Genomic DNA, 25447 nt, shown 5'->3' with positions numbered 1-25447 from the left:
TCGACATGAAAATCTTACATATTCTGGATCACTCGATTCCATTGCACAGCGGCTACACCTTTCGTACCCGAGCGATACTCGAACAGCAACGTAAGCTGGGTTGGCACACTTTCCATGTGACTTCCGCCAAGCATCAGGCTCCCGGTAGCGATTTCGAAACGGTGGATGGCTTGGATTTTTATCGTTCGTCCCAACCGCGCGGTTTACAGGCAAAATTACCCGTTATGAACCAATGGGCGATTGTTCAGACTCTGGCGCGAAGGTTGGACCAGATCATTCCGGAAATTCGCCCGGATATCCTCCATGCTCATTCTCCGGCATTAAACGGGATGGCGGCTTTGAGAATGGCCAAAAAATACCGATTGCCGTTGGTTTACGAATGCAGGGCATTTTGGGAAGATGCCGCCGTCGACCACGGTACGACCGCGGAAGGTAGCTTGCGTTACCGTATTACCAAAGCCCTGGAAACGTATGTGTTTAAGAATGCCGATGCTGTGACGACGATTTGCGAAGGACTCCGCAACGATATTATCGGACGGGGTATTCCAGCCGAAAAAATCACCGTGATTCCCAACGCGGTCGATATCGAAAAATTCAGTTTCGGTGATGTTGCAGAACCCGCGCTACTCGATCAACTAGGCCTGACGGGAAAAATCGTACTCGGTTTCATCGGCTCGTTTTACGCGTACGAAGGTTTGCTGTTGTTGCTGGATGCTTTGCCGGAGATCGTCCGGCAGCGGCCGGATGTCCGGCTGTTGTTAGTTGGCGGTGGTCCGCAACAAGCACAAATCCAACAGAAAATTCAAGCCTTAGGGCTGGCGGATTGGGTTGTGATGCCGGGACGGGTTCCCCATGATCAGGTGCAACGGTATTACAATTTGGTCGATATTTTCGTCTATCCGAGATTGTCGATGCGACTGACCGATTTGGTTACGCCCCTGAAGCCGCTCGAAGCCATGGCGCAAGGTCGCCTGTTGGTGGCTTCGGATGTCGGCGGTCATCACGAATTGATCGAAGATCGGCGGACCGGCTATTTGTTCCGAGCCGGCGACCAAGCGGCCTTGGCGTCCACCGTTTTGAATGCCTTGGCCGATAAATCGCATTGGGACGACATCCGTCGAGCTGGACGGCACTATGTCGAACAAATCCGTAACTGGCAAACCAGCGTGGCACGTTATCAAGCGGTGTATGCCGGATTGATACGGGACGGGCATGACGCGGACTGATCCCAGGCTGGTGGTTTTCAGCAGTCTCTACCCCAGTCAGGTTCGCCCGAATGCCGGTGTATTCGTCCGGGAGCGCATGCGCAGGGTCGCGGCGCACTGTGAGTTGGCGGTGGTCTCGCCGGTACCCTGGTTCCCGTTTCAAGGGGTGATCCGCAAATTCAAGCCCAATTACCGGCCACAGCCCGCCACTTACGAATGTCAGGACGGTATCGACGTTTATTTCCCGAGGTTTCTGTCCTTGCCAGGATTAGGCCGCCGGTGGGACGGTTTGATGATGGCGTTGGGCAGTTATCGGACTTTATACCGATTGTCTCGCAACTTCGGATTTAATCTGATTGACGCGCATTTTGCCTATCCGGACGGCTACGCGGCAGGATGGTTGGGGCGCTGTTTCCACGTGCCGGTTACAATCACGTTACGCGGCACCGAAGTACCGTTGTCCAAAATCGCCAGTCGGCGGGCGCGCCTGTTGGCGGCGCTTCGTAGGGCCGCTCGAGTGTTCTCTGTGTCGGAATCGCTTAAACGACATGTCGTTAGCATCGGTGCCGAAGCCGATAAAATTTTGGTGGTGGGGAATGGCGTCGATACGAATGTCTTCTATCCGCTGGATAAAGTCTCGACTCGTCAGAATTTGCAACTCAACGTCGATGCGCCGGTGCTGATTTCAGTGGGTGGCTTGGTCGATCGCAAAGGGTTTCACCGAGTCATCGAGATATTGCCGGCGCTGCTGGCAAAACATCCCGGTTTACGCTACTTGATTGTCGGTGGCGGCAGTCCGGAGGGTGATATTCGCCAGCGTTTGGAAAGGCAAGTCGCCGATTTGGGCCTCGCTGAACAGGTGCGTTTTCTGGGTGCGATGCCCGCCGCGGCCTTGAAAGAGGTTCTGTCCGCCGCCGACGTTTTTGTATTGGCGACTGCTAACGAAGGCTGGGCCAATGTGTTCTTGGAAGCGATGGCTTGCGGTTTGCCGATTGTAACCACCGATGTTGGCGGCAATCGCGAGGTGGTTTGCGACGATAGTTTGGGGCAGGTGGTGCCGTTCGGCGATCGCGATGCCTTGCTGGAGACACTCGATGCCGCGCTAGGGCGCGACTGGGATCGCCATGCGATTATTGCCTATGCCGCTCAGAATGGCTGGGATCAACGCGTCGCTGTCTTGGTGGCGGAATTCAACCAACTGGTAAATCGATCATGAGCCTTTACACCTCGCTGTGCTCCTCCGTGCTGTTTCCTCTACACGAAGCGTTAAAAAAACACAGTACCGTCAGAGTGCGCAAGGCGATGGAGCGTAGCCAGTGGTTGGGCGTGGACGAAATTCGCCAGGCTCAGGTCAAGGACTTGACACGGTTTCTAACCGATATTGGCCAGCATGTGCCTTACTATCGGACATTGTTTGCGGCATTAGACTTCAATCCGGAGCAGGTCGCCAGTTTAACCGATTTGGCGCGCCTCCCCTTGCTGGACAAACCGACGATACGCGCCAATTTGGATAAAATGCGGGCGGATGATGCCGAGGGTTTGGCCCGCTTCAACACCGGCGGATCAAGCGGCGAGCCATTGATTTTTTACATCGGCAGTCGCCGCGTCAGTCACGATGTGGCCGCCAAATGGCGCGCCACCCGCTGGTGGGGTGTCGACATCGGCGATCCCGAAGCGGTGATATGGGGGTCGCCGATCGAGCTGGGCGCGCAGGATAAAATTCGGCTGATTCGCGATAAGCTGTTGCGGACCCATTTAATACCGGCTTTCGAGATGTCTCAAGAAAAGTTGGACGGCTTCGTGGCCAGGATACGGCAAATCCGGCCGAAAATGCTGTTCGGCTATCCGTCGGCGTTAGCGCATATTGCCAGTCACGCCGAAAAGCGCGGCGTGGCAATGACCGATTTGGGTATCAAGGTGGCCTTCGTCACGTCCGAGCGCTTATACGATTATCAGCGTGACAAGATTCAAGCGGTCTTCGGTTGTCCGGTTGCCAACGGCTATGGCGGCCGCGATGCCGGTTTCATCGCTCATCAGTGTCCGGAAGGCGCGATGCACATCACGGCGGAAGACATCATCGTCGAAATTGTCGATAAACAAGGCAAGCCGCTGCCCAATGGCGAGTTGGGCGAGATTGTCGTCACCCATCTGGCGACGCGCGATTTTCCGTTTATCCGCTACCGCACCGGCGACATGGGAATCTTGTCCGACAAAGCTTGCGCTTGCGGGCGAGGGCTGCCGTTGCTCGAAGAGATACAAGGTCGCACCACCGACTTCGTTGTGGCGCGGGACGGCACCGTGCTGCACGGCCTGGCCTTGATTTATGTGTTGCGCGATTTAGAAGGTGTCGACGCTTTCAAGATCACGCAAGACAGCCTGGAAAAGACCAGCGTGCAAATCGTCAAGACCGACGCTTACCGAGCCGAATCCGAACAACGCATCGTCGCGGAATTTAAAAAGCGATTGGGCGAGACGGTCAACGTTGCGATCGAATATACCGATTACATACCCAAGGAGCGTTCCGGCAAATTCCGGTACGTTATCAGCCACGTCAAGCCTTAATCGAGCAACATGACAAAATTCGCGGGATGGGTGGGCAGCGGACCCTGGAACGAAAGCGCTGTCGCGAGTCTGACCGAGTTGGTCGGTCGGGCCGGGTCGGCCTTCGATTTTCAATACGACGGTCATTTCGGACTGGCCAGTCAAGCGCCGGCGCTGCTCCGAGACGATGGCATTCTGTTGTTTGCTTTGAAGACGGCTGCTTCTCCGGAGCATTTGCGGGAAGTCTTGGCGCGGTATCGGCGGCACGGTGCCGCGTTATTCGATGGCGGTAGCTCATGCGATGGCGTGGTTTTGATCGATAGCGTCCGCCGTTTGTTGTTGGCAGCCATGGACCCGATCGGCTTGAGTCACGTTTATTACGCGGTTGCCGATTCCGCGATCGTGTTTGGTTCCAATGCCGATTTCGTGGTTCGCCATCCGGCGGTCGAAAACGAAATTTCGGCGCAGGCTATTTACGACTACGTCTATTATCACCATTGCCCTAGCCCGAACACCATCTACACCAACGTCAAGAAGTTGGAAGGCGGTCAGCGATTAAGTTTCGAAGACGGCAAATTGGCACTGCGGCGTTACTGGGTGCCGACGTTTAATGAATCCGCGCTCGATTTGCGGCAGGCCGGCGAGGACTTGAAAGCCGGCTTGATCGAAACCGTGCGAGGCATGGTCGGTAGCGAAGACGATACCGGCGCATTTTTAAGCGGTGGTTTGGATAGTTCCAGCGTGGCCGGCACGCTGGCCAGGGTGTTTCCTGGAAAGGCCAAGACTTTTTCGATGGGTTTTCCGGTCGAAGGTTACAACGAAATCGAATATGCCAACATTGCGGTCAAACATTTTAATACGCGCCAACACGAGTATTACGTAACGCCGGAAGACACCGTCAATGCCGTCCCGATGATTGCCGCGTATTACGATGAGCCGTTCGGCAACTCGTCGGCCTTGGCGGCCTACTATTGCGCGAAATTGGCTAAGGACAACGGCGTCGGGCGCTTGCTGGCCGGCGACGGCGGCGATGAGATCTTCGCCGGCAACGAGCGCTACGCCAAGCAGATGTTGTTCGATCATTATCATCGCTTGCCCCGAGCGGTTGGCGCTGGTTTGGAAGGGGTGTTGAACGCCTTGCCGGCTGGTTTGGCGAATACTAAATTGCCGTTCAAGGCCAAGCGCTATATCGAGCAAGCGAAGGCCGCGATGCCGGATCGATTGCAGGATTACAACTTTTTGCACCGTCATGCTGCTACCGACATTTTTGTCGGCGATTTTCTGGCGCAAATCGATACCGGCGAACCGCTGCAACTGCTACGAGACAATTACCGGCGCCCGGATCAGGCGAGCACCTTGAACCGAATGCTGTATATGGACTGGAAAGCCACGCTGCACGACAACGATTTGGTCAAGGTCAATCGGATGTGCGAACTGGCCGGCGTTGAAGTCTGCTATCCGTTGCTCGATAGCCGTATCGTCGAGTTGTCCTGCCAAATACCGTCCGCCGCTAAATTGCACGGTCAAAAATTACGTTGGTTTTATAAGCAGGCGATGGCGGATTTTCTGCCGGACGCGATCATCAATAAATCCAAGCACGGCTTCGGGCTGCCGTTCGGTATCTGGCTCAAGGACCATCAGCCATTGAAGGACTTGGCCTACGACGCGATCAACGCGTTAAAAAAGCGCGGTTATTTCAAGCCGGAATTTCTCGATCACGCGATTGCGATGCATCAAAGCATACATGCGGCCTACTACGGCGAACTGATCTGGATTTTGATGATGTTGGAACTGTGGTTTGCCGGCAAACAAAATGCGTGATACTCGCGGCAAGGGGCGTGACAAAAAACGTCAGTTTTCGACTTGGAACGATGGTGCAAGGCTTGCCGGGTTTCCGCAGGTTGCTGTTTGATTTAGTGGTCTAGGGCTGGGTTTTAGGTAAGTTGTTGATCTTGTTTTTAAAAAATTACTGGCTATTCCGCAGTAGCAAAAGCCAATTCTGGCATAAGTTTTGTATTGATTAATGCGTTCGTTATTCAATCAGACAGAGAGATACCGCTATGAACATTCAAATGCGTAAAACACAACAAGGTTTCACCTTGATCGAACTGATGATCGTCGTCGCGATTATCGGTATTTTGGCCGCTATCGCGATTCCGGCTTACCAAGACTATACGGTCAGATCCAAAGTGTCCGAAGGCCCGAGTTTGGCGTCTCCGGCGCTGACGGCGGGTGGCGTGGCCTGTAGCGAAGGCGCACTCGGTTCAAGCACAGCTGGCCTGACTAACCTTGACTTTGGATTGTCCAATAAGACATCTATTAAGGGTAAATATGTAAACTCTGTATATATTACGTCAGATCAGGAGGATCATGCGACCGTTACGATCGTTTACACCACGATTGGTACGGCGATCACCAGTGGGCAGGATATAGTCTATACTGGCGTGTGCAAACCAGGCGCCGGCATGCAATGGAGTATTGATATCAACGCTTCTGGTGTGAGCAGCAAGTATCATCCGAAAACCTAACCGCTGGAATAACTGTTAATTAGAAGGGGCCGAAAGGCCCCTTTTTATTTGTAAATAAATATTCAAACTTCGTGAATAAAACAAGTATTTCAAATCGCTCATCCATTCAGGTAGGGCTGGCTATTCTGATAATGGGACTAATGACTCTCCTGGTTTATTCGCCAGGGACTTCCGGGCCCTTTCTAGCCGACGATTATCCAAACATTGTAGATAATAACGGAGCTCAGCTAAAAGGCTTGGATTTGCATGGCTTGCTAGGCGCGTCGAGCAGTAGTCCTGGCGGCAAAGTGACTCGTCCATTGTCTCATTTGAGTTTCGCCCTCAATTACTATTTTGCCGGTCAGCAGTTTGACCGGATGGCTTTTAAACTGACGAACGTCGGTATTCATATACTCAATTCGATACTGGTGTTCTTTATAGCGCGAATTTTGATTCGGGTCGCCTCGCCGAGTTTCCCTGCGGCTAAATTGGCGTTTGTCGTCGCGTTGATTTGGGCTATTCATCCGCTGCAGGTCAGCACCGTGTTATACGTGGTGCAACGCATGACTAGCCTGTCCGGTTTTTTCATGCTGGGCGGTTTATTGCTGTTTTTACGCGGTCGATTGCAAGTCGACAAATCGTCTGGACTCGTTTGGATGATTGCGGGTTGTTTGGCCGGCACGGGTTTAGGGCTTGCCGCCAAGGAAAATGCGTTATTGCTGCCGCTATTGATTTTCGTGCTTGAAGTGACTTTATTACCGCGGCCCATCGAAAAAGCGGCGCGTTTTAAAGTCAACGGATTTTACATGGGTACCGTCATTTTGCCGGCGCTAATGGGGGCGGTTTTCTTGGTATTTCATCCCGAAGCCGTTCTTAGGGATTATCAGGTTCGCGAATTTAATCCTTCCGAACGGCTTATGACCGAAGCCAGGGTATTGGTATATTACTTGGGCTTGCTGTTCTATCCGGATAATACGCAGTTGGCGCTGTTTCACGATGATTTTACGGTCAGTAAAAGCTTGCTCGAACCGCTGACTACGTTGTATGCCGGCATCGCCATTAGTTTCCTGATCGGTTTGGCGATGTTTTGTGTTCACTTAAAAAGGTTACCCTTTCTGAGTTTTGCGATTCTATGGTTCTTTGTCGGACACAGTATGGAATCGACGATTTATCCGCTGGAGTTAGTTTTCGAACATCGTAATTATTTGCCGAGTATCGGCATCGTGTTAGGAACGGTGGTATTGGTTTATCAAGCGCTAGCCAGTCGGATTTCGGCCGGTTTACTGAATGCGCTTTATGCCGGAATGGCTGTCAGCTTAGGTTTGGCTACTTATACCCGGGCATCGATATGGTCTAATTTGGATAGCTTTGCTTATTTCGAAGTGCGCAATCATCCAGATTCGCCCAGAACCAACAGTATTTACGCCAACGCTCTGGAGTTGAAGCGCGGGCCGAATGTCGAGACCTACCATCACTACCTGCTTGCGGCCCGCCAAAATAGTTACGAAGTCGCGTCGTTGGTGGAGGTCTATAACGAACTCAACCGGCTGATGCATTTCCACGACGCAGGTCTGGATAAACCAAGCGTATCCTTGCCGCAAACCTACGACGAAGAACTGATACTCGATAGCCGCTATATGCAGGCCTTGAAAGCTTTATTGCATCAAGAAATTCTTCGGCGGATTTCCGCCAAAACTTATCCGTTACGCACCCTGGCGACTCTGCGTAGTGCCGCGAATTGTCTGATTAACCGAGATTACGAGTGTCGCGATATCGGCAATGATTTAATCGAATGGATAGACGCCGCGTTAGCGCATCCTGATTTTTACGATGTGGCAATGGTGTATCTGATTAAAGCCAAGGTGGTGTTCAATCAGGGCAAAATCGACCAAGCCTTCGAATATGTGGATAAGGCCATCGAATTGTCACCGGGGCGCATGTATTTTTATGCGGAAAAAGCCCATTTATTGATAACTTTGAACGAATTTGACGAGGCGGAACAAACGCTTCGTCAGGCGGAGAAGATGAATTTGGCGAGCGGTTTCGATCGGCAAGAATTTTCTAAGCTGCGGCAAGTCATGGATACACACCGGTTGAAAACTCACAATTGATTTCATATCCGAAGATTCTCTTGTTACAGGCGAATTCGAGAAGGGATTCAGGGCTAGAGCTTTGAGCTTGCCCAGAGTCAGGTTTTCTAGCTAAGCCCTATCGTGTAACATGTCAAGGTACGCCACGGTATGCTTCGCTAATCGCCGGCATGCGCTCGTCAATTAAGTCGTGTGAAATCTCAGTGCTATGCGCATCCTGAATATTCGTTACAAAAACATCAACTCCCTGGCCGGCGAAGGGCGGATCGATTTCGACCAAGGGCCGATCGCCGAGGCCGGCGTGTTTGCGATTACCGGTCCCAACGGTTCGGGTAAAACCAGTATCCTTGATGTCATTACACTCGGTCTTTATGGCGAGACCTTTCGCTTCGACAAGCCGGCCGAGCACGTGATGACCAAGCAGGCCGACGAGAGCGTGGCCAGCGTTGAGTTTTCGTTGGGCGGGGAGAAGTTTCGTTCCGATTGGTATGCCAGGCGGCCCGGAGACGACAAGCAGACGCGGGCCGAGACCGAAATGTCGTTGACCAAGCTTGGCGAGAGCGACGAGTTGTTGGCCGAAACGCCATCAGCGGTGCGCGGCCGGATTGCCGAACTGACCGGCATGGATTTCCATAAATTCAGCAAATCGATGGTGTTGCCGCAAGGCGATTTCGCGGCATTTTTAAATGCGCTGGATAGCGAGCGCATGGACATTCTCGAAAAAATTGCCGGCGGCGACATTTACGAACAATACCGCCAGCAAGCCGAAAACCGCTATCGGCAAATTGCCGAGCGGGTCCGCCAGTTGCAACAGGATAGCGCGGCGATTCCCTTGCTCGAAGAGGCGGAACTCGACGCCAGTCGCGCCGACCTGCGGGATTTTCTCGATCAACACACCGAATTGTCCGGTCAGCAGGACTATTTACGACAACACCAGCTTAAATTGGAAGGCGTCGCCGCATTGGAAGCCGACGAGCGGCAACTGGCCCGGCAAACCGCCGAGCTTCAAACCCAAATTCAGACTCTGCAATCGGATTTGCAACGAATAGCCGCGATCGACGATGCCGACAGTTACCACGAGCAATTGGCGGGATTGGATGCCAAGCAGTCTAAAATCGGCGAACTCCAAAGCGAGTTGGCGAGTTTGCGCCGGGAGGTGGCCAGCCTGCGTCAGCAGTTGGGTGTTGGCGGCAGCGATCTGGATCCGCCGGCCGGCGACCGGGATTGGGCCTCGCAGAAACGGATTATCGACGACATCAAGATCAGGCTCAGCGAGTTGAAATTAGAATTGCCCAGGGAACTGGCGGCGGTGGAAACGGCCCAGCAAACCTTGGCCGACAAACGTGCCGCGCTCACCGAGCTGGAAGGGTGGTTGCAAGAGCATCGCAGCGAGGCCATTCTGCTAACCGACTTTCCGGATGTCGTGCAGTTGCGCAATCTCAGAACCGAGATCGCGGAACTAGGTGCCAAGCAGAAGACGCAGTTGGCTTGGTCGAAAAATACCTCGGCGGCCTTGAAAAAGAATCAAACGGCCTTGACCGATGCCAAGGCCGGCTTGGTTGAGTTACAGGAGCGGATCGCGGCAGCCGAGGCAAATATCGCGACGCACGGTCAGGGTAGAAGCGTCGATGAAATTCGCGAGCTGTTATCCGAGCAACAGGCGAGGGTCAACGATTTCCAAGAGTTGTATTCGTTAGCCAGCGTCAATGCTAAGGTGACCAAAAAGGGCTTGTTCGGTTGGCTGTCGACGAACAAGTCGTCGGAGTTTCCCGACGAGGGCGAACTGCGCGACAAATTGGCGGCGCTGAAACACGAATTCGGCCGAGAGGAAAACATCGGCTCGGCGCTGGAGCAAGCGATCGCCAACGAGGCCTTGTTGCGCAAAATGACGCCCGATCGCGGGAAATTGGTGGACGGCAAACCTTGTTTCCTATGCGGCTCCTTGTATCATCCTTACACGTCGAAGCCGCCGGTAATGACCGACTCGAAAAAGGCGTTAGTCGATCAGCGCGGCAAAATGCAAGCCTTGAAGGCTGCCATGGCCAATATCGAAGCCCAGTTGACCGCGGCGGAAAAACGTAGTTCACAGATGTCCGCCAAGGAACGGCGCTTGCAGGAAATGCGCGCGCAATGGCGGGTTTTGGTGAATCGGCTGAATGTCGCCCGCGACGGTATGGCGATCGAAAATCTGAGCTTGCAAAAGCAGTGTTTGGACCAGGAAACCGAAGAACTCGAAAAAATTAAACTGCTGCTGAAAGATGTCGGCCAGTGGCAACGCAACATCGGGAAATGGACCGACGAAATCGGCGTGAAACAAGCGCAAATCCTCAAATTGGCGGCTGTCGTCGAGCAATTGGAAACCGCGTGGAACAACCGTCCGCCCGAAGCCATTGAAGGCGAACAGCAATTGGCCGCGTTGAAAGCTTCTGAAAAGGCCTTGTTGGACAAACTGGAGAAAGCGTTGATGCCTCTGGGGGAGAAAATACCGGGCAAGTCCAAGGAAAATGCTTTGTTCGATCGCCTGAATGTCCGGCGCCAGGACTATCAAATACGCGATTTGCGCAAGCAGGGTGTGCTTGGCGATATCAACGGTTTGCAGGACGGTTTGCAATCCGGTCAGGCGCGCATTATTCGCTATCAAGCGGAAATTGCCGAACTGTCCGAAGCCTTGCAAAGCCATGAGTTGTCGGGTTTGCATTTGGCATTGTTCGAGAAACAAACGTCAATCGCCGACCTTGAAGTCCGGCTCAGTGAGTTGGAGGCGGATTACGAGGTTGACCACGACCAATTGCTGCAGCGATTGCTGGCCGGCGGTTTCAGCGATCTGGACAGCTTGCGGGCGGTGTTGGCGCAGTGGGATAGCCGGGCGGAAATGTCTGGGAAGCTAGTGCAATTGGAGCAGCGCTTGGCGGCATTGAACGTAGAATTGGCCGAGCTGGATTTACGCTTGCAAAAAGCCTATGCCGCGTTGCCTGGGCCCGACACAGCGGCTGATTTACTAGCCATGCAACGCGCGCTGTCTGAAAAAATCGACATTGCCGAGCACGAGATCCGTAGCTTGGAGCACAAACTGGCCAAGCAACAGACTTACGCGGAGACCTTTGGCGAACTGCAAGAACAACTGCGGCGGGAACTAGCGGCTTTCGCCGAAGCGGAAGCGGAGTTGAATTTGATCAACCACGAGCAGGGCGGGATGCGGCGGCGGATTCAACAGTTGTTGGTCGAGAAACTGCTACGGCAGGCGAATCGAATCTTGGAAGGCTTGAGCGGTCGCTATTATTTACGTAACGGCTTTAGCGAGTACGGTTTGGCATTGGAAGTCGAGGATACTAAGCAGATCAACGTACGGCGTTTGCCGAAAACCTTATCGGGCGGCGAGAGTTTTGTTGTCAGCCTGGCGCTGGCCTTGGCTCTATCGGAAATTGCCAACAACGGTAGAGCGATCGATTCCTTGTTCTTGGACGAGGGGTTCGGCAATCTTGACGCCGAGGCGCTGTATCTGGCGATGACGACGCTGGAGAGCCTGAAAACCCAAGGTAAGATTGTCGGGGTGATTTCTCACGTAGATGCCGTGAAAAAGCGGATTAAGACCCAAATCGAGTTGGTCAAAAACACCAACGGTTTTAGCGAGTTGAAAATGGTGGCCTGACCGCCGGCGCGGTCGGGCCTGTTCAGGTGTTCATGGATTTGGCGTCGGTTTGAAGGCTTTGCCGTAAGTGGTGTCCGCGTTGAAATCGTCCCAAACGTAGACCGGCCTGACGATGGGTTGAGTGGGAATCGGCGCCGAGATTAAGTCAAGCACGCCGACGCCCATCCTGGCCCCCATATTGATCAAGCCTTTGAAAGTGCCGCCAACGAAACCGTACACGACATTGCTCTGGTTATTGATGATGATGATGTTCTTAGGGATTTCCAGTGACGCAGTGGCGATATTGGCCAATCCGGAGCTGAGTTTGCGGCCTACCGTTTCTCCATAGCTTTCGTTTTCACCGGGTTGGGCATGCGCGGCGGCGGCGAACGCGGCGATCAAGCTGAAGGCCCAAACGGTTTGCTTTGCTTTCATAGCGTATCCTGAATCTGTTGACGAATCGGCGCCGCCCGCAAGCGGTCGACGGTACGCGAGCAAGTATAGCAGTGGGTGTGCTTACTTTTTCAAGGCCTTGGCGAAGGCATTGCTCATGGTATTCGGCACAACCTGTTGTGGTTTGCCTTTAAGCGCCGGTTTGTTCGCGGGCCTTTGCGGCTTTTCGCCGCGCACGATGTCGGCTTCGTCGACACTCTTTTTCATGCTCAACGAAATCCGCTGCCTAGCGACATCGATTTCCAATACTCTGACTTTGACCATGTCGCCCGCTTTGACGACATCGCGCGGATCCTTGACGAAGTCGTCGGCCAAGTGAGAAATATGCACCAGACCGTCCTGGTGCACGCCGATGTCGACGAAGGCGCCAAAGGCGGCGACATTGGTGACCACACCCTCCAGTGTCATGCCGGGTTCCAGATCGGTGATTTTCTCGACACCTTCCTTGAATTGCACGCTTTTGAACTCGGGGCGCGGGTCGCGGCCGGGTTTTTCCAATTCCTGCAAAATATCGGTGACGGTCGGCAGGCCGAAGTCGGCGTTGGCGTAGTTGGCGGGATTCAGGCTACGTAGTGCCTGGCTTTGGCCAATCAGATCGCGTATCGATTTGCCGGTGTCGTCCAGGATGGCGTTGACCACCGGGTAAGCCTCGGGATGCACCGCCGAGGCGTCGAGCGGGTTGTCGCCGTTCATGATGCGTAAAAAGCCGGCGGCCTGTTCGAAGGCTTTGTCGCCGAGGCGCGGCACTTTGTTCAACTGCGCGCGGTTGGCGAAAGGGCCGTTTTGGTTGCGGAAGGCGACGATGTTTTCGCTGATACTGGCACTCAGGCCGGAGACTTGTTTCAGCAAGGCGACCGATGCGGTATTGACGTCAACACCGACCGCGTTCACGCAATCTTCGACCACGGTGTCCAGCATGCGAGCCAGTTGCACTTGGTTGACGTCGTGCTGGTATTGGCCGACGCCGATGGATTTGGGGTCGATCTTGACCAATTCGGCCAACGGGTCTTGCAAGCGGCGGGCGATGGATACCGCGCCGCGTAACGATACGTCGAGATCGGGAAATTCCTTGGCGGCCAATTCCGATGCCGAATACACCGAGGCGCCGGCTTCCGAAACGGTGATTTTCTGGAACAGCAGTTCTTTATGCCGTTTCATCAAATCGGCGACCAGCTGGTCGGTTTCACGGGATGCGGTACCGTTGCCGATACTGACCAGTTGCACGCCGAATTGAGCAATCATGCGCGCCAGCGTGGCGATGGATTGGTCCCACTGGTTTTTCGGCTGGTGGGGATAAACGGTTTCGGTGGCCAGCAGTTTGCCGGTGGCATCGACCACCGCCACCTTGACGCCGGTGCGGATACCGGGATCCAGACCCATCGTCGCTTTCGGACCTGCCGGCGCCGCCAGCAACAAGTCGCGCAAATTGCTGGCGAAAACGCGGATGGCCTCCTGCTCGGCGGCTTCGCGCAAGCGCAGTTTCAAATCCATGTCGATGCGGGTGAAGAGTTTGATCTTCCAGGCGAAACGGGCGGTATCGGCCAGCCAAGAGTCCGCGGGTTTAGCGGTGTCGGTGATCTGTAAACGCTGGCAAACGAATTGGGTGCAGAGTTGATGTTCTTCCTGGTCAAGCTCGGCCGGTTTCAGCGTTAAATTCAGCATGTCCTCGTTACGGCCGCGGAACAGGGCCAACGCGCGATGCGACGGAATTTTGTTGATGGCTTCGCTGTAATCGAAGTAATCCTTGAATTTCGCGGCTTCAACTTCCTTGCCGGCGACGATGGTCGATTGCAATATGCCTTTATTCCAAATGCGCTCCCGCAGTTCGGAAAGTAATTCGGCGTCTTCGGAAATCCGTTCCATGATGATCTGGCGGGCGCCATCCAACGCGGCGGCGACGTCGGCTACCCCTTTGTCCGCATCGATATAGCGCTGGGCGACTTGCTCTGGAACCAGATCGCGATTGTCCAATAGCGCATCGGCCAGCGGCTCCAGTCCGGCTTCGCGGGCGATTTGCGCCTTGGTACGGCGCTTGGGTTTGTAAGGTAGGTACAAGTCTTCCAGCAAGGTTTTGGTATCTGCGTCGAGTATGGCCTGTTCCAGCTCCGGTGTCAGTTTGCCCTGCGAACGTATGCTGTCGAGTATCGTATTGCGTCTGTCGTTCAGTTCCCGTAGATAAGTTAGCCTTTCCTCCAGATGCCGCAATTGAGTGTCGTCCAGGCCTTCGGTCACTTCCTTACGGTAGCGGGCGATAAACGGCACGGTGGCGCCTTCGTCGAGCAACGCGACGGCGGCGGAGATTTGTTGAGGTTTGACGGAGAGTTCCGCGGCTATGCGCTTGATGACATCCATTGAGCTTTGCAGAGATGGTTGGAAACCGGTGATTTTACCGTAGTTAAGCGCCAGTCGAAGCGTCGGACCGGTTTACGTGAGGCACAAAAAAGGCGCTGTTTCTATAGAAACAGCGCCTAATCGAAAGAAGAACTTAATTATTATTATGGAAAACGATTACTTTGCTTGGCTCAGGATATCGTTGTTGAAGTCTTTGTGTTTAGCCAAGACTTGCGCTTCCGCTTGAGCAGTGGTTTCGCCGCTCATTTTCAAATGTTTAGTTTCGTCCATTTTCAGAAGTAGTACGCCAGCAATAGCGATAGCGGTTACGACAGCGACGACGGTAAAGGTATTGTCTTTTTCTTGTTCAGCCATTTTTATAATCCTCATCTTTGTTGTAATAATCAGCCCGTCTAGCAGGGGCAACTCGAGTTGTATGTCGAATGTTTAGTGTTTTTTTAGTCGACGGGGTATTTTTTACACTTAAATTTGTTTTGTGTCAAAACATTATTTTTTTTTTGTGCTGATTGTCGTTGGTGTAGGCTTATGTTTATGAATTGATTGATAAAAATTTGTTTTGTATGCGGCTGGGACGCAAGGCGTCGCTTGCAGACAGGCGACCGGTGTCGAGGCGGATGTGGGTTTTAGCTTCGGTTCGGGGTATCTTAAGCTCGCCAGCGCTACTGATCGGGCGGATAGCTTCGGTATTCGGCGGTTTGGTTGTCTTTTTACATTCGGAGAAACGTTTACATGGTTAAGCATATTCACTTGTTTTTCGTGGCATTGCTGGTGGTCAGTTTTTTTGGGCGGGTGGCGCTGGCGCAATTTAAGCCGGAACTATTGGCGCGGAAATGGCTGAAACTGGCTCCGCATGTCATCGCCGGCGTGCTGTTGTTGAGTGGCTCGGTTTTGGTATTTCAAGGCGACTGGCTTGCCGGCAACTTCGGGTGGATTATCGCGAAACTAGTGGTTTTGGTTGGCTTTATGATCGCCGGTGTTCGGACTATCCGCGAGGAGGGCGCAAGTCGCTGGAGGTGGTTTGGCGTGGCCTTGCTTTGTCTGTTTTATATTTCGAAAGTCGCGGTGACCAAGCAAGTTTTCTTCTTTTTTGGCTGATTGGTTGACGCCGGCTATCCCTTGCCGGCTCTGGATTTTTGTTGGCGGATCGTCACGTTTTTGGAGCGACGCTAGAGCCGTTTGGCCGTAAAGGCTTGCCAAATCAATGCCTTCTGGGGTAACCTCCCTACCTCCTGTCAATACTCAACGAAAGGAGGGTAGGATGCGAAAAACGAAATGGACGGCAGTTATGCTGGTTTCTATGAGTCTAGCGTCTTTTAGCTCTGTAAGTTTAGCGAAAACAGAAAGACACGGTTTATTGTCCATTGCACATAGCGGAGTCGCCTCTTATTACAGCGACAAACTGCATGGTCAGCGGACAGCAAGCGGTGAAATCTACGACAAAAATTCGTTAACAGCGGCCCATGCCAATCTCCCGTTCGGGACCTTGCTACGGGTGGTCAATCTCAACAATAACCGCAGTGTTGATCTGCGGGTCAACGGACGGCCGGGCCGGCATAACAAGCGCTTGCTCGACGTCTCCAAACGAGCCGCCAAGGAGCTGGGATTTGTCCAGGCCGGGTTGGCTCAAGTCAAGATCGAAATCTTGCGCTGGGGCGAAGCTTAGCGCGGAAAAAAGGCGCGATTGCCGGGCAATCGCGCCTTTTTGTTTTCGATGGTTCGCGCTAAGCCGTGATGGCCTTGAAGCCGATATCGGTACGATAATAAATGGATTGCCAATTGATGCGTTTACACAGCGCATAGGCTTCGCGTTGTGCGTCGGCGATATTGTCGCCTAGCGCGCAGGCGCACAGTACTCGGCCGCCGTTGGTGACGATGGTGCCGCCGGCGCTTTGCGTGCCGGCGTGGAAGACTTTGGCATTTGCTGAATCGACGCCGTCCAGCCCGGAAATCGGTTCGCCCTTGGCGTATGCGTCCGGGTAGCCTCCGGCCGCCAACACCACGCCGAGCGCGGCTCGGTCGTCCCATTCGGTTGTAATTTGGTCCAGCTTACCGTCCAACGCCGCCAAGCAGAGTTCGACCAAGTCCGATTTTAGCCGCATCATGATGGGCTGAGTTTCCGGATCGCCGAATCGGCAATTGTATTCCAACACCTTGACGTTGCCGCGCGCGTCGATCATCAAGCCGGCGTAGAGGAAGCCGGTGTAGGGCGTGCCATCGTCGCGCATGCCTTGCAAGGTGGGATAAATTACCTCGTCCATGACACGCTGATGGATGGCGGGCGTGACCACCGGCGCCGGCGAATAGGCGCCCATGCCGCCGGTATTGGGGCCTAGATCGCCGTTGTCCCGAGCCTTGTGATCTTGCGAGGTGGCCATCGCCAGCGCGTGTTCGCCATCGGCGATGACAATGAAGCTGGCTTCCTCTCCTACCAGGAACTCCTCGACGACAACCCTATGTCCGGCTTCACCGAAACTGTTGCCAGCCAACATATCGTTGACCGCGTCTATCGCCTGTTGCTCGTTTTGGGCGACGATGACGCCCTTGCCGGCCGCCAGGCCGTCCGCCTTGACGACGATCGGGGCGCCTTTGCGGCGAATGTAGGCGATCGCGGCTTCGGTGTCGGTGAAGGTTTGGTACTCGGCGGTCGGAATGCGATGGCGGGCCAGAAAGTCTTTGCAGAACGATTTGGAGCCTTCCAATTGCGCGGCTTGTGCTTTGGGTCCGAAGCATTTCAAGCCTGCCGCCGTGAAGCGATCGACAATGCCTTTTACCAGCGGCACTTCCGGGCCAACGATGGTCAGGCCAATGTCGCGGGCCAGTGCGAACCCCAATAAACCTTCGATGTCGTCCGCCGGGATGTCGACGTTAACGATACCGTTCTCCAAATCGGTGCCGGCGTTGCCGGGCGCGACATAGATTTGCCCCGCCAGCGGAGACTGTCTGGCCTTCCAGGCGAGCGCGTGCTCGCGACCGCCGCTACCCACGATCAATACGTTCATCATGTACTTACTCCGCAATCAGTGTCTGAAATGGCGCATGCCGGTCAACACCATTGCGATGTTGTGTTCGTCGGCCGCGTCGATGACTTCCTGGTCGCGCATCGAGCCGCCGGGGTGTATCACTGCGGTGACGCCGGCCGCCGCCGCCGCGTCGATGCCGTCGCGAAACGGGAAAAACGCGTCGGACGCCATTACCGAGCCCGGCACTTCCAGGCCCTCGTCGGCGGCTTTGATGCCGGCGATCTTGGCGGAATAAACCCGGCTCATTTGGCCGGCGCCGATGCCGATGGTTTGGCCGCCCTTGCCGTAGACGATAGCGTTGGATTTTACGAACTTGGCCACCTTCCAGACGAACAACAAATCAGCCAGCTCTTGCTCAGTCGGCGCGCGCTTGCTGACCACTTTCAAGTCTGCGGGACTGATGCTGCCGGTGTCTTTGTCCTGCACCAGCAGACCGCCGGCGACGCGTTTGAAGTCCAGCGCCTGGGGTTGGTTTGGCGACCAGAGGCCGGTTTCCAGAACCCGTACGTTCGGTTTTTTTGCTAGCGCGGCCTTGGCGCCGGCGGAAACTAGCGGGGCGATGATGACTTCGACAAACTGGCGGCGGGCGATTTCGCCGGCGGTTTGTTCGTCCAATTCCCGGTTGAAAGCAATAATGCCGCCGAAGGCCGACGTCGGATCGGTGGTATAGGCGGCGTTATAGGCGTCGAATAGGCTATCGGCGATGGCCACGCCGCAAGGATTGGCGTGCTTGACGATGACGCAGGCCGGTTGCTCGTCGAAGGATTTGACGCATTCCAGCGCGGCATCGGCGTCGGCGATATTGTTGTACGATAGTTCCTTACCTTGCAGTTGCTTGGCGCTGGCGATACTGCCGGCCGGCGGGTTTTTCTCGCCGTAAAACGCTGCGTTCTGATGCGGGTTTTCGCCGTAACGCATGCTTTGCAGTCGATGGAATTGCAAATTCAGCGTTTCCGGAAAATGGCCGGCATCGACAACCTTACTTAGATAAGCCGCGATCATCGTGTCGTAGCGGGCGGTATGCTCGAAACTTTTTAGCGCCAATCGAAAGCGGGTTTCGTGGCTCAGCGAACCGGCCTCGGCTTGCAGTTCGGTCAGAATGCTGGAGTAGTCGGCCGGGTCGACGACGATGGCGACGTCGTTATGGTTTTTGGCCGCGCCGCGAATCATGCTGGGGCCGCCGATGTCGATGTTTTCGATCGCGGTTTCCAGATCGCAATCCGGTTTAGCGACGGTTTGTTCGAAGGGATAGAGATTGACCACGACCATGTCGATGGCTTTGATGCCGTTTTCGGCCATTACCGCGTCGTCGATCCCCCGCCGGCCCAGAATTCCACCATGCACCTTGGGATGCAGGGTTTTCACTCGGCCGTCCATCATTTCCGGAAAGCCGGTGTAGTCGGACACTTCGGTAACCGGGATTTTATGCTCGGCCAGCAATTTGGCGGTGCCGCCGGTGGACAGCAGTTCCACGCCCAGCGCGCTGAGACTTCGGCAAAATTCGAGTACGCCGGTTTTATCCGAGACGCTAACCAGCGCCCGGTTGACTTGTTTTTTCATGCAAACCTCAAAAACAAAAGAAAATCGATTTAGCCGATACCGTAGTGGTCGAGCTTTTTACGCAAGGTGCTGCGGCTGAGACCCAGAATGACCGCCGCCTTGCTTTGATTGAAATCGCAATATTTCAGCGTGGTTTCCAGTAGCGGTTTTTCCACTTCGGCCAGCACCAAATGGTACAGACCGCTGGAATCGTGGCCGTTCAGATGCGAAAAATAGTCTTCGACGCAATGGCGGACGTGGTCGGACAACGTATCGACGCTGTCGCTGGCATTTTGGCTGTCGTGGCTTCCCATCTAGGCGGCTCTTGGTAGGAGATGATTGAACGACGCGTTAACCCGCGTCAGTTGTTGCACGGGATGTTGGGCTTGATTGATAGACTGCTTGTGCTCGGCGGGCAAGCCGCCCAGACGTTCGAAGTACCAGCCGATGTGTTTGCGGGCAATTCTAACACCGCAGTCGTCACCGTAAAAACGGTATAAATGCTCCAGATGACTGTTCATTACGCCCTGGACGTCGGCCAGCGAAGGGTATTGCCAATGTTCGCCGTTGAGCGCGGCGGCCAGTTCGGCGAAAATCCACGGCTGACCTTGCGCGGCTCGGCCGATCATGATGGCGTCTGCGCCCGTGTGCGCCAGTACCCGTCGGGCTTTTTCGGGGCTGTCGATGTCGCCGTTGGCAATGATCGGAATCCGCGCGGTTTGCTTGACCTGCCGAATAGTGTCGTATTCGGCTTGGCCCTCGAATTTGCAAGCGCGGGTGCGGCCATGGATCGTCAGAGCCTGAATGCCGCAGTTTTCGGCGATACTGGCGATTTTGGCCGCGTTACGGTTTTCACGGTCCCAGCCGGTCCGGATTTTCAACGTTACCGGTATGTCGACGGCGGCGACGACAGCGGTCAAAATGTTTTCCACCAGCTTCTCGTCTTTCAACAACGCCGAACCTGCGGCGGTGGAACAGACCTTCTTGGCCGGGCAGCCCATGTTGATGTCGATGATGTGGGCGCCGCGTTGTTGATTCAATTTGGCCGCTTCCGCCATTTTCACCGGATCGTTACCCAAGATTTGCACGGCTCTGAGGCCGGTTTCGCCGGTGTAATCGGTTTTCTGCAGTGTTCTGGGGTGCTGTTGCAATTCGGTATTGGAGATTACCATTTCAGATACCGCCAGTCCCGCGCCGAATCGGCGGCAAAGTTGCCGAAAAGGCTGATCGGTGATGCCGGCCATCGGCGCCAGCAGCAAATTGTTGGGCAGGGAATAAGGGCCTATGCGCATAACTTGGGGAGGCTTCGGAAGGCCGAAAATGATACTCGAAAACCGCGCCGGACACGATGTTTTGTCGGGTCGAATCGACGAGCCCAACGCGGCTGCCGACGTCAGGCTTTCGCTATTGGGCCGCGATGGGCGCGCTTTCGCGTTTTCTCGCTAACCCGTTTCGACGCCTGTGATATTTTAGAAAGACAAAACTTCACCGCAACCCGCGGCTAGCCATTGATTGCAAACGACTGGATATGGGCGTACAGGAAAACTTCGAAACTCTCCCTCTCAAAGACTTTACCGAAAAGGCTTACCTCGATTACTCGATGTACGTCATTCTGGACCGGGCGCTGCCGCACATCGGCGATGGCTTGAAGCCGGTGCAACGGCGCATCGTCTATGCGATGTCCGAACTGGGTCTGACAGCTCTAGCTAAATACAAGAAATCGGCGCGTACCGTCGGTGACGTATTGGGTAAATATCATCCGCACGGTGATTCGGCCTGCTACGAGGCAATGGTGTTGATGGCTCAGGATTTTTCCTACCGTTATCCGTTGATCGACGGGCAGGGCAACTGGGGCTCGCCCGACGATCCCAAATCCTTCGCGGCGATGCGTTATACCGAATCGCGGCTGACCGCCTACGCGCAAACCCTGCTCAGCGAGTTGGGCCAGGGCACGGTGGATTGGGTGGACAATTTCGATGGCACGCTGGAAGAGCCATCGCTGCTGCCGGCACGCTTGCCCAATGTGCTTTTGAACGGGACCACCGGTATCGCGGTGGGCATGGCGACCGATATTCCACCGCACAATCTGCGGGAAGTGGCCGCCGCCGTCCTGCAACTGCTCGACGAGCCGGAGACGCCGCTGGAAAGCTTGCTGGCGCATATCAAGGGTCCGGACTTTCCGACCGACGCGGAAATCGTCACGCCGGCCGCCGATTTGCAAAAGCTGTATTTGACCGGTAACGGCTCGGTGAAAATGCGCGCGAAATACGAGGTCGAAGACGGCAATATCGTCATCACCGCGTTGCCGCATCAAGTGTCCGGCGCGAAGTTGTTGGAGCAGATCGCCGCGCAGATGCTGGCGAAAAAGCTGCCCATGATCGAGGACCTGCGCGACGAGTCCGATCACGAAAATCCGACCCGCTTGTTAATCATCCCCAAGACCAAGCGTACCGATGTCGACGCCGTGATGTCGCATCTGTTCGCTACGACCGATCTGGAGAAAAACTTTCGGGTCAACCTGAACATGATCGGTCTGAACGGCAAACCGCAAGTGAAAAATCTGCGGCAAATTCTGACCGAGTGGATTTCGTTCCGAACCGAAACCGTGCGTCGGCGTTTGCAATTCCGTTTGGACAAGGTCCAGGCGCGCCTGCACATCCTGGAAGGTTTGCTGATCGCCTACCTGAATATCGACGAAGTGATCGCGATCATTCGTCGGGAAGATCATCCCAAGCCGGTATTGATGACGCGCTTCGGTTTGAGTGACGTGCAGGCGGAAGCGATTCTGGAATTGAAGCTGCGCCACTTGGCGAAATTGGAAGAAATGAAGATTCGCGGCGAGCAGGACGAGTTGGAGCGGGAGCGGGAGGAGTTGGAAAAGACTCTTGGCTCCGCGCATTTGCTGAACCGCTTGATCCGAAAGGAAATAGAACGTGACGCCGAGAAATACGGCGACGCCCGTCGTTCGCCGATTGTGGCCCGCGAAGCCGCCCAAGCCCTGGATACCACGGAGCTGATCGCCAACGAACCGGTGACCATCATCTTGTCTCAGAAGGGCTGGATTCGCGCGGCAAAAGGATACGACATCGAAGTCGAGGGCCTAAGTTATCGGGCCGGAGACGGCTATTTGTCGTCGGCCAAGGGGCGAACTACCTTGCCGGCCTATGTGCTCGATTCGACCGGTCGGGTGTACACGATTACCACCCACGACCTGCCGTCGGCGCGTAGTCAAGGCGAACCGTTGACCGGGCGGCTGAATCCGCCTCCAGGCAGCATCTTCACCGACGTGTTTACCGGGCAGGCCGAGGATTGGGTGTTGATGAGCAGTAGCGCCGGTTACGGGTTCCGGGTGCAATTAAAGGAGCTTTACGGCAAGAACAAGGCCGGCAAAGCGGTCTTGACCGTACCGGATAAGGCCGAAGTCATGACGCCGACGCCGATTCCGCGGGACGCCGAGTCGCTGGCGGTCGCGACCTTGCAAGGCCGCTTGCTGATCTTCCCGGTCGCAGATTTACCGGAATTGGCAAAGGGCAAGGGTAACAAGCTGATTCAGATTCCGTCCGCCGATCTGGCATCCGGTAAGGATGCGGTGGTCGCGGTGACGGCCTTGGCGACCCACGGTGAGCTGAAAATTCTGTCCGGCAAGCGGTTCGTCACGTTGAAGGCCATCGACATCGCTCAATACTCCGGCAGCCGCGCCAACCGCGGAAATATATTGCCTAGAGGCTTTCAAAAAGTCGATGGATTGGAAAGTGTGGTTTGATTCAGATGCGGTGGTGTTTTCGGGAACCGACACGTCTGCCGCGCTCGGTAACGTAAAAAGTGGTTGACGTGGCTTGGATGGATAGGTAAGATGTCGGTCTTTCCGGTGCTCATGCGAGTGGCGGGGAGAAAACAAGATCAATTCGGGGTATAGCGCAGTCTGGTAGCGCGTCTGCTTTGGGAGCAGAATGTCGGGAGTTCGAATCTCTCTACCCCGACCAAGTTTTGCGCTTGTAGCTCAGCCGGATAGAGCATCGGCCTTCTAAGCCGAGGGTCGCAGGTTCGAGTCCTGCCAAGCGTGCCATTGCAAATTCACGTTATGGTGAGCGTAGCTCAGTTGGTAGAGCCCCGGATTGTGATTCCGGTTGTCGTGGGTTCGAGCCCCATCGTTCACCCCAGTAAAATCAGCGCCTTGCAAGTGTTGCTCTCCGCTTTAAAAAGCCATCAGGCATCTTAATAGATTGCTGTTGCTGGCGTCGCCTTCTAAAAAACAAATCCCTCCCTGTAAAGCCTGCACGCGGTGCTCTAATAAATTAGGTCTCCCGTAACTGCTCTGCGGCAAAGCTGTCAATTGTCGATGGCAAATCAAAAGGTAACCTCTGAATTTTCGGCGTCAGCATTGGTAGATGACTTTTGCGTTTTGTTGCTGTATCGCTAATGTATTGTTAACAAATAGCTTATTCAACTCCCTGTAGTCGTATATTCTTCGATGCATGGTATCTGATTCTGCATTCGCCAACATTGGGTGCTAATCCGAGAAGCGCAGGATGAGCGGCAACGCCGGTTTTTGGCGGCTGTGGATGCCAAAGTTCTGGGATGTGGCGGTAATCAGCCGTTTCTGCCCTGTGCTTTGCTTGACATGGCTGGCGTAGACCTCGGCTGGTCTTGAGCCGTGCCACTCCAAAGCCGCATATGGGCTTTGCCACTCAATGCCGGTGCTTTGCGCAACGAGTTCCGGCTGAAGCGACGCATCCATTGCTATCTCGCGCCGCTCTGTTTAAGCCTGCCGAACTCGCCTAATTGTTTTCTGACACCACACAAACGGTGAGCTTGGCTGAGCCACAGCCCAACGGGGTATTGTTAGGTGTCGGGCTCTAGCCTCTTAAAAATTAATCGACCTCTTTCCGCCGCCTCTCGCACAGCATCTTGCATTCGCCGGGGAGATGCAGCTGTTTCATGATCGTTCCGTGAAGTGTTTTGGCAAGTAGTAGCCAGATAGAAAGCTGAGCATTGGACGGGCAAGCGATGCCGGGCCATGTGCATATGCTGAAATTGCAATCGCCAAAAATTTCGATGTCGCAGATTATTGACGACATCAAAGGCAAGAGGGCGATTCATTTGCCCAGGCTCTAACGCGAGAAAAAGCGCGACTTCGCGCGGCAGCATTACGGGGCGTGACGGTATTTTGTTTAGATGGCCGGCAGGGGGGCGATGGATCAGGAAAATTTCCGGCATCAAGGGCGGGAAGACCCGCGAATGGCGTAAATACACCTTTGGCCACGAGTCGCCACCGATTGGTAGTTAACGATAAGGACGCGCGTTAGTGGTCGCATTATAAATTTCCCGGCCTTGCGGAGGATTTTTACTATCCTTAATTGTCAGTTAACTGAGGCGCATACTGTCACGCTAGATATTACAAGTTAACGGAATTATTCGATGATTTTCTTAAATTAAGAGGGTTGTGCTATCAGTAGCATGGTAAATCACGTGGATCACTCCCTAACGCCTTTACAAAAAGCCTTTTTGGCGATTGAAAGATTACAGGCTAAGTTAGAACATTATCAGCGCTCGCAGACTGAGCCGATTGCCGTTATCGGTATGGCTTGCCGTTTTCCGGGAAAAGCCGACTCCGTCGAGCAATACTGGCAAATGCTGCAGGACGAAGTGGATGCGGTCGGTCCCATCCCTAAAGAGCGCTGGGACCATTCTTTATTTTTCGATCCTAGCGGTGAAAGGCCGGGTAGCACCTATGTCGGCGAAGCGGCGTTTCTGCAGCAAATCGACGGTTTCGACGCGGAATTCTTCGCCATTCCTCCCCGCGAAGCCAACAGCCTGGACCCTCAGCAGCGCCTGTTACTGGAGCTCGCCCACGAAACCTTACAGCATGCCGGCATTGCCAGCCGACGCTTGAAGAACAGTCAAACCGGTGTATTTATTGGTATCGGCCAGCAAGACTATTTACATCTATTACGTGAGTCGGGGGATATGGCCGGCGCCGAACTTTATACCGGTACCGGTAACGGATTTTGTTTTGCTTCGGGTCGGTTGTCTTATCAACTAGGTCTGCAAGGCCCTAGTTTTTCTATCGATACCGCTTGTTCTTCTTCGCTGGTGGCTTTGCATCAGGCTT

The 25447-nt window shown here is 54.5% G+C and carries 20 protein-coding genes and 3 tRNA genes; 15 read left to right on the top strand and 8 right to left on the bottom strand.

The annotated features are described in order from the left end of the window. The first annotated feature begins 5 nt into the window (after positions 1-5). The 7 genes from A1355_RS03105 to A1355_RS03075 all read left to right on the top strand — a co-directional run bounded on the left by A1355_RS03105 (position 6) and on the right by A1355_RS03075 (position 11992). Positions 6-1226 carry a TIGR04063 family PEP-CTERM/XrtA system glycosyltransferase gene (locus A1355_RS03105; RefSeq protein WP_064024883.1) on the top strand — a complete coding sequence of 407 codons (1221 nt, stop codon included), beginning with the start codon at positions 6-8 and terminating at the stop codon, positions 1224-1226. After that, positions 1213-2421, top strand: coding sequence for a glycosyltransferase (locus A1355_RS03100; protein ID WP_064024881.1), 1209 nt, complete (start codon positions 1213-1215; stop codon positions 2419-2421). The genes A1355_RS03105 and A1355_RS03100 overlap by 14 nt, the downstream gene beginning before the upstream one ends. Further along, positions 2418-3767: a phenylacetate--CoA ligase family protein gene (locus A1355_RS03095; RefSeq protein WP_064024878.1), complete on the top strand. Its 1350-nt coding sequence runs from the start codon at positions 2418-2420 to the stop codon at positions 3765-3767. Before A1355_RS03100 ends, A1355_RS03095 begins: the two co-directional genes overlap by 4 nt. A gap of 9 nt (positions 3768-3776) precedes the next feature. After that, positions 3777-5567 (top strand): asparagine synthetase B family protein, encoded by a 1791-nt coding sequence (locus A1355_RS03090; protein ID WP_082885327.1) that lies wholly within the window; start codon positions 3777-3779, stop codon positions 5565-5567. A 239-nt stretch (positions 5568-5806) separates the two neighbouring features. Beyond that, positions 5807-6274: a pilin gene (locus A1355_RS03085; RefSeq protein ID WP_064024876.1), complete on the top strand. Its 468-nt coding sequence runs from the start codon at positions 5807-5809 to the stop codon at positions 6272-6274. A gap of 356 nt (positions 6275-6630) precedes the next feature. Then, on the top strand, positions 6631-8364 hold the full coding sequence (locus A1355_RS03080) for a tetratricopeptide repeat protein (RefSeq protein WP_197471702.1): 1734 nt from the start codon (positions 6631-6633) through the stop codon (positions 8362-8364). A 187-nt stretch (positions 8365-8551) separates the two neighbouring features. Beyond that, positions 8552-11992 carry an AAA family ATPase gene (locus A1355_RS03075; protein WP_064024871.1) on the top strand — a complete coding sequence of 1147 codons (3441 nt, stop codon included), beginning with the start codon at positions 8552-8554 and terminating at the stop codon, positions 11990-11992. A 30-nt stretch (positions 11993-12022) separates the two neighbouring features. Here the strand turns inward: A1355_RS03075 and A1355_RS03070 are convergent, their stop codons facing one another. From A1355_RS03070 to A1355_RS03060, 3 genes are all read right to left on the bottom strand, one after another. After that, positions 12023-12406 (bottom strand): exosortase system-associated protein, TIGR04073 family, encoded by a 384-nt coding sequence (locus A1355_RS03070; protein WP_064024868.1) that lies wholly within the window; start codon positions 12404-12406, stop codon positions 12023-12025. 81 nt (positions 12407-12487) lie between these two features. After that, positions 12488-14776, bottom strand: coding sequence for a Tex family protein (locus tag A1355_RS03065; RefSeq protein ID WP_064024865.1), 2289 nt, complete (start codon positions 14774-14776; stop codon positions 12488-12490). 156 nt (positions 14777-14932) lie between these two features. After that, positions 14933-15130 carry a hypothetical protein gene (locus tag A1355_RS03060; protein WP_064024863.1) on the bottom strand — a complete coding sequence of 66 codons (198 nt, stop codon included), beginning with the start codon at positions 15128-15130 and terminating at the stop codon, positions 14933-14935. Between the two features lie 375 nt (positions 15131-15505). Between A1355_RS03060 and A1355_RS03055 the strand changes: the two genes are divergently transcribed. Next, complete coding sequence (locus tag A1355_RS03055) at positions 15506-15871, top strand: SirB2 family protein (protein WP_064024861.1); 366 nt, start codon at positions 15506-15508, stop codon at positions 15869-15871. 163 nt (positions 15872-16034) lie between these two features. Further along, positions 16035-16439 carry a septal ring lytic transglycosylase RlpA family protein gene (locus tag A1355_RS03050; protein WP_064024900.1) on the top strand — a complete coding sequence of 135 codons (405 nt, stop codon included), beginning with the start codon at positions 16035-16037 and terminating at the stop codon, positions 16437-16439. A 58-nt stretch (positions 16440-16497) separates the two neighbouring features. Here the strand turns inward: A1355_RS03050 and purD are convergent, their stop codons facing one another. Genes purD through dusB form a run of 4 tightly spaced genes read right to left on the bottom strand, consistent with a single transcriptional unit; the run spans position 16498 to position 20627 of the window. Then, entirely contained in the window at positions 16498-17775 is a 1278-nt protein-coding gene (gene purD / locus A1355_RS03045) for a phosphoribosylamine--glycine ligase (RefSeq protein ID WP_064024898.1), read from the bottom strand. Between the two features lie 18 nt (positions 17776-17793). Beyond that, entirely contained in the window at positions 17794-19356 is a 1563-nt protein-coding gene (gene purH, locus A1355_RS03040; protein WP_064024859.1) for a bifunctional phosphoribosylaminoimidazolecarboxamide formyltransferase/IMP cyclohydrolase, read from the bottom strand. A gap of 29 nt (positions 19357-19385) precedes the next feature. Then, positions 19386-19649: a helix-turn-helix domain-containing protein gene (locus tag A1355_RS03035; RefSeq protein ID WP_064024856.1), complete on the bottom strand. Its 264-nt coding sequence runs from the start codon at positions 19647-19649 to the stop codon at positions 19386-19388. Continuing rightward, positions 19650-20627, bottom strand: coding sequence for a tRNA dihydrouridine synthase DusB (gene dusB, locus A1355_RS03030; protein WP_064024854.1), 978 nt, complete (start codon positions 20625-20627; stop codon positions 19650-19652). A 236-nt stretch (positions 20628-20863) separates the two neighbouring features. On the opposite strand from dusB, the gene parC reads away from it, so the two are divergent. The 4 genes from parC to A1355_RS03010 all read left to right on the top strand — a co-directional run bounded on the left by parC (position 20864) and on the right by A1355_RS03010 (position 23495). Next, entirely contained in the window at positions 20864-23098 is a 2235-nt protein-coding gene (parC, locus tag A1355_RS03025; RefSeq protein WP_064024852.1) for a DNA topoisomerase IV subunit A, read from the top strand. A gap of 143 nt (positions 23099-23241) precedes the next feature. Continuing rightward, positions 23242-23318: transfer RNA gene (locus A1355_RS03020), tRNA-Pro, on the top strand. Between the two features lie 6 nt (positions 23319-23324). Continuing rightward, positions 23325-23401 (top strand) — tRNA-Arg (locus A1355_RS03015). Positions 23402-23419: 18 nt separating this feature from the next. Then, positions 23420-23495 (top strand) — tRNA-His (locus A1355_RS03010). A 350-nt stretch (positions 23496-23845) separates the two neighbouring features. Here A1355_RS03010 and A1355_RS03005 read toward each other — a convergent pair. Then, the gene (locus A1355_RS03005; RefSeq protein WP_064024850.1) at positions 23846-24073 is read right to left on the bottom strand and encodes a hypothetical protein; all 228 of its coding nucleotides are present in this window, start codon (positions 24071-24073) and stop codon (positions 23846-23848) included. A gap of 269 nt (positions 24074-24342) precedes the next feature. Here A1355_RS03005 and A1355_RS26560 point away from each other — a divergent pair, with 269 nt between their 5' ends. Further along, a complete protein-coding gene (locus tag A1355_RS26560) occupies positions 24343-24450 on the top strand; it encodes a transposase (RefSeq protein WP_157197718.1) in 108 nt (35 codons plus the stop codon). 354 nt (positions 24451-24804) lie between these two features. Then, positions 24805-25447 (top strand): beta-ketoacyl synthase N-terminal-like domain-containing protein (locus tag A1355_RS03000; RefSeq protein WP_197471701.1); only part of this gene is annotated, 643 nt, incomplete at its 3' end.

Origin of the sequence: Methylomonas koyamae, assembly GCF_001644025.1 — a bacterium.
In the GTDB taxonomy this organism is placed as follows: domain Bacteria; phylum Pseudomonadota; class Gammaproteobacteria; order Methylococcales; family Methylomonadaceae; genus Methylomonas; species Methylomonas koyamae_A.
The sequence above is the reverse complement of the archived record's forward strand: the minus strand, read 5'-3'. Positions and strand labels throughout refer to the sequence as shown.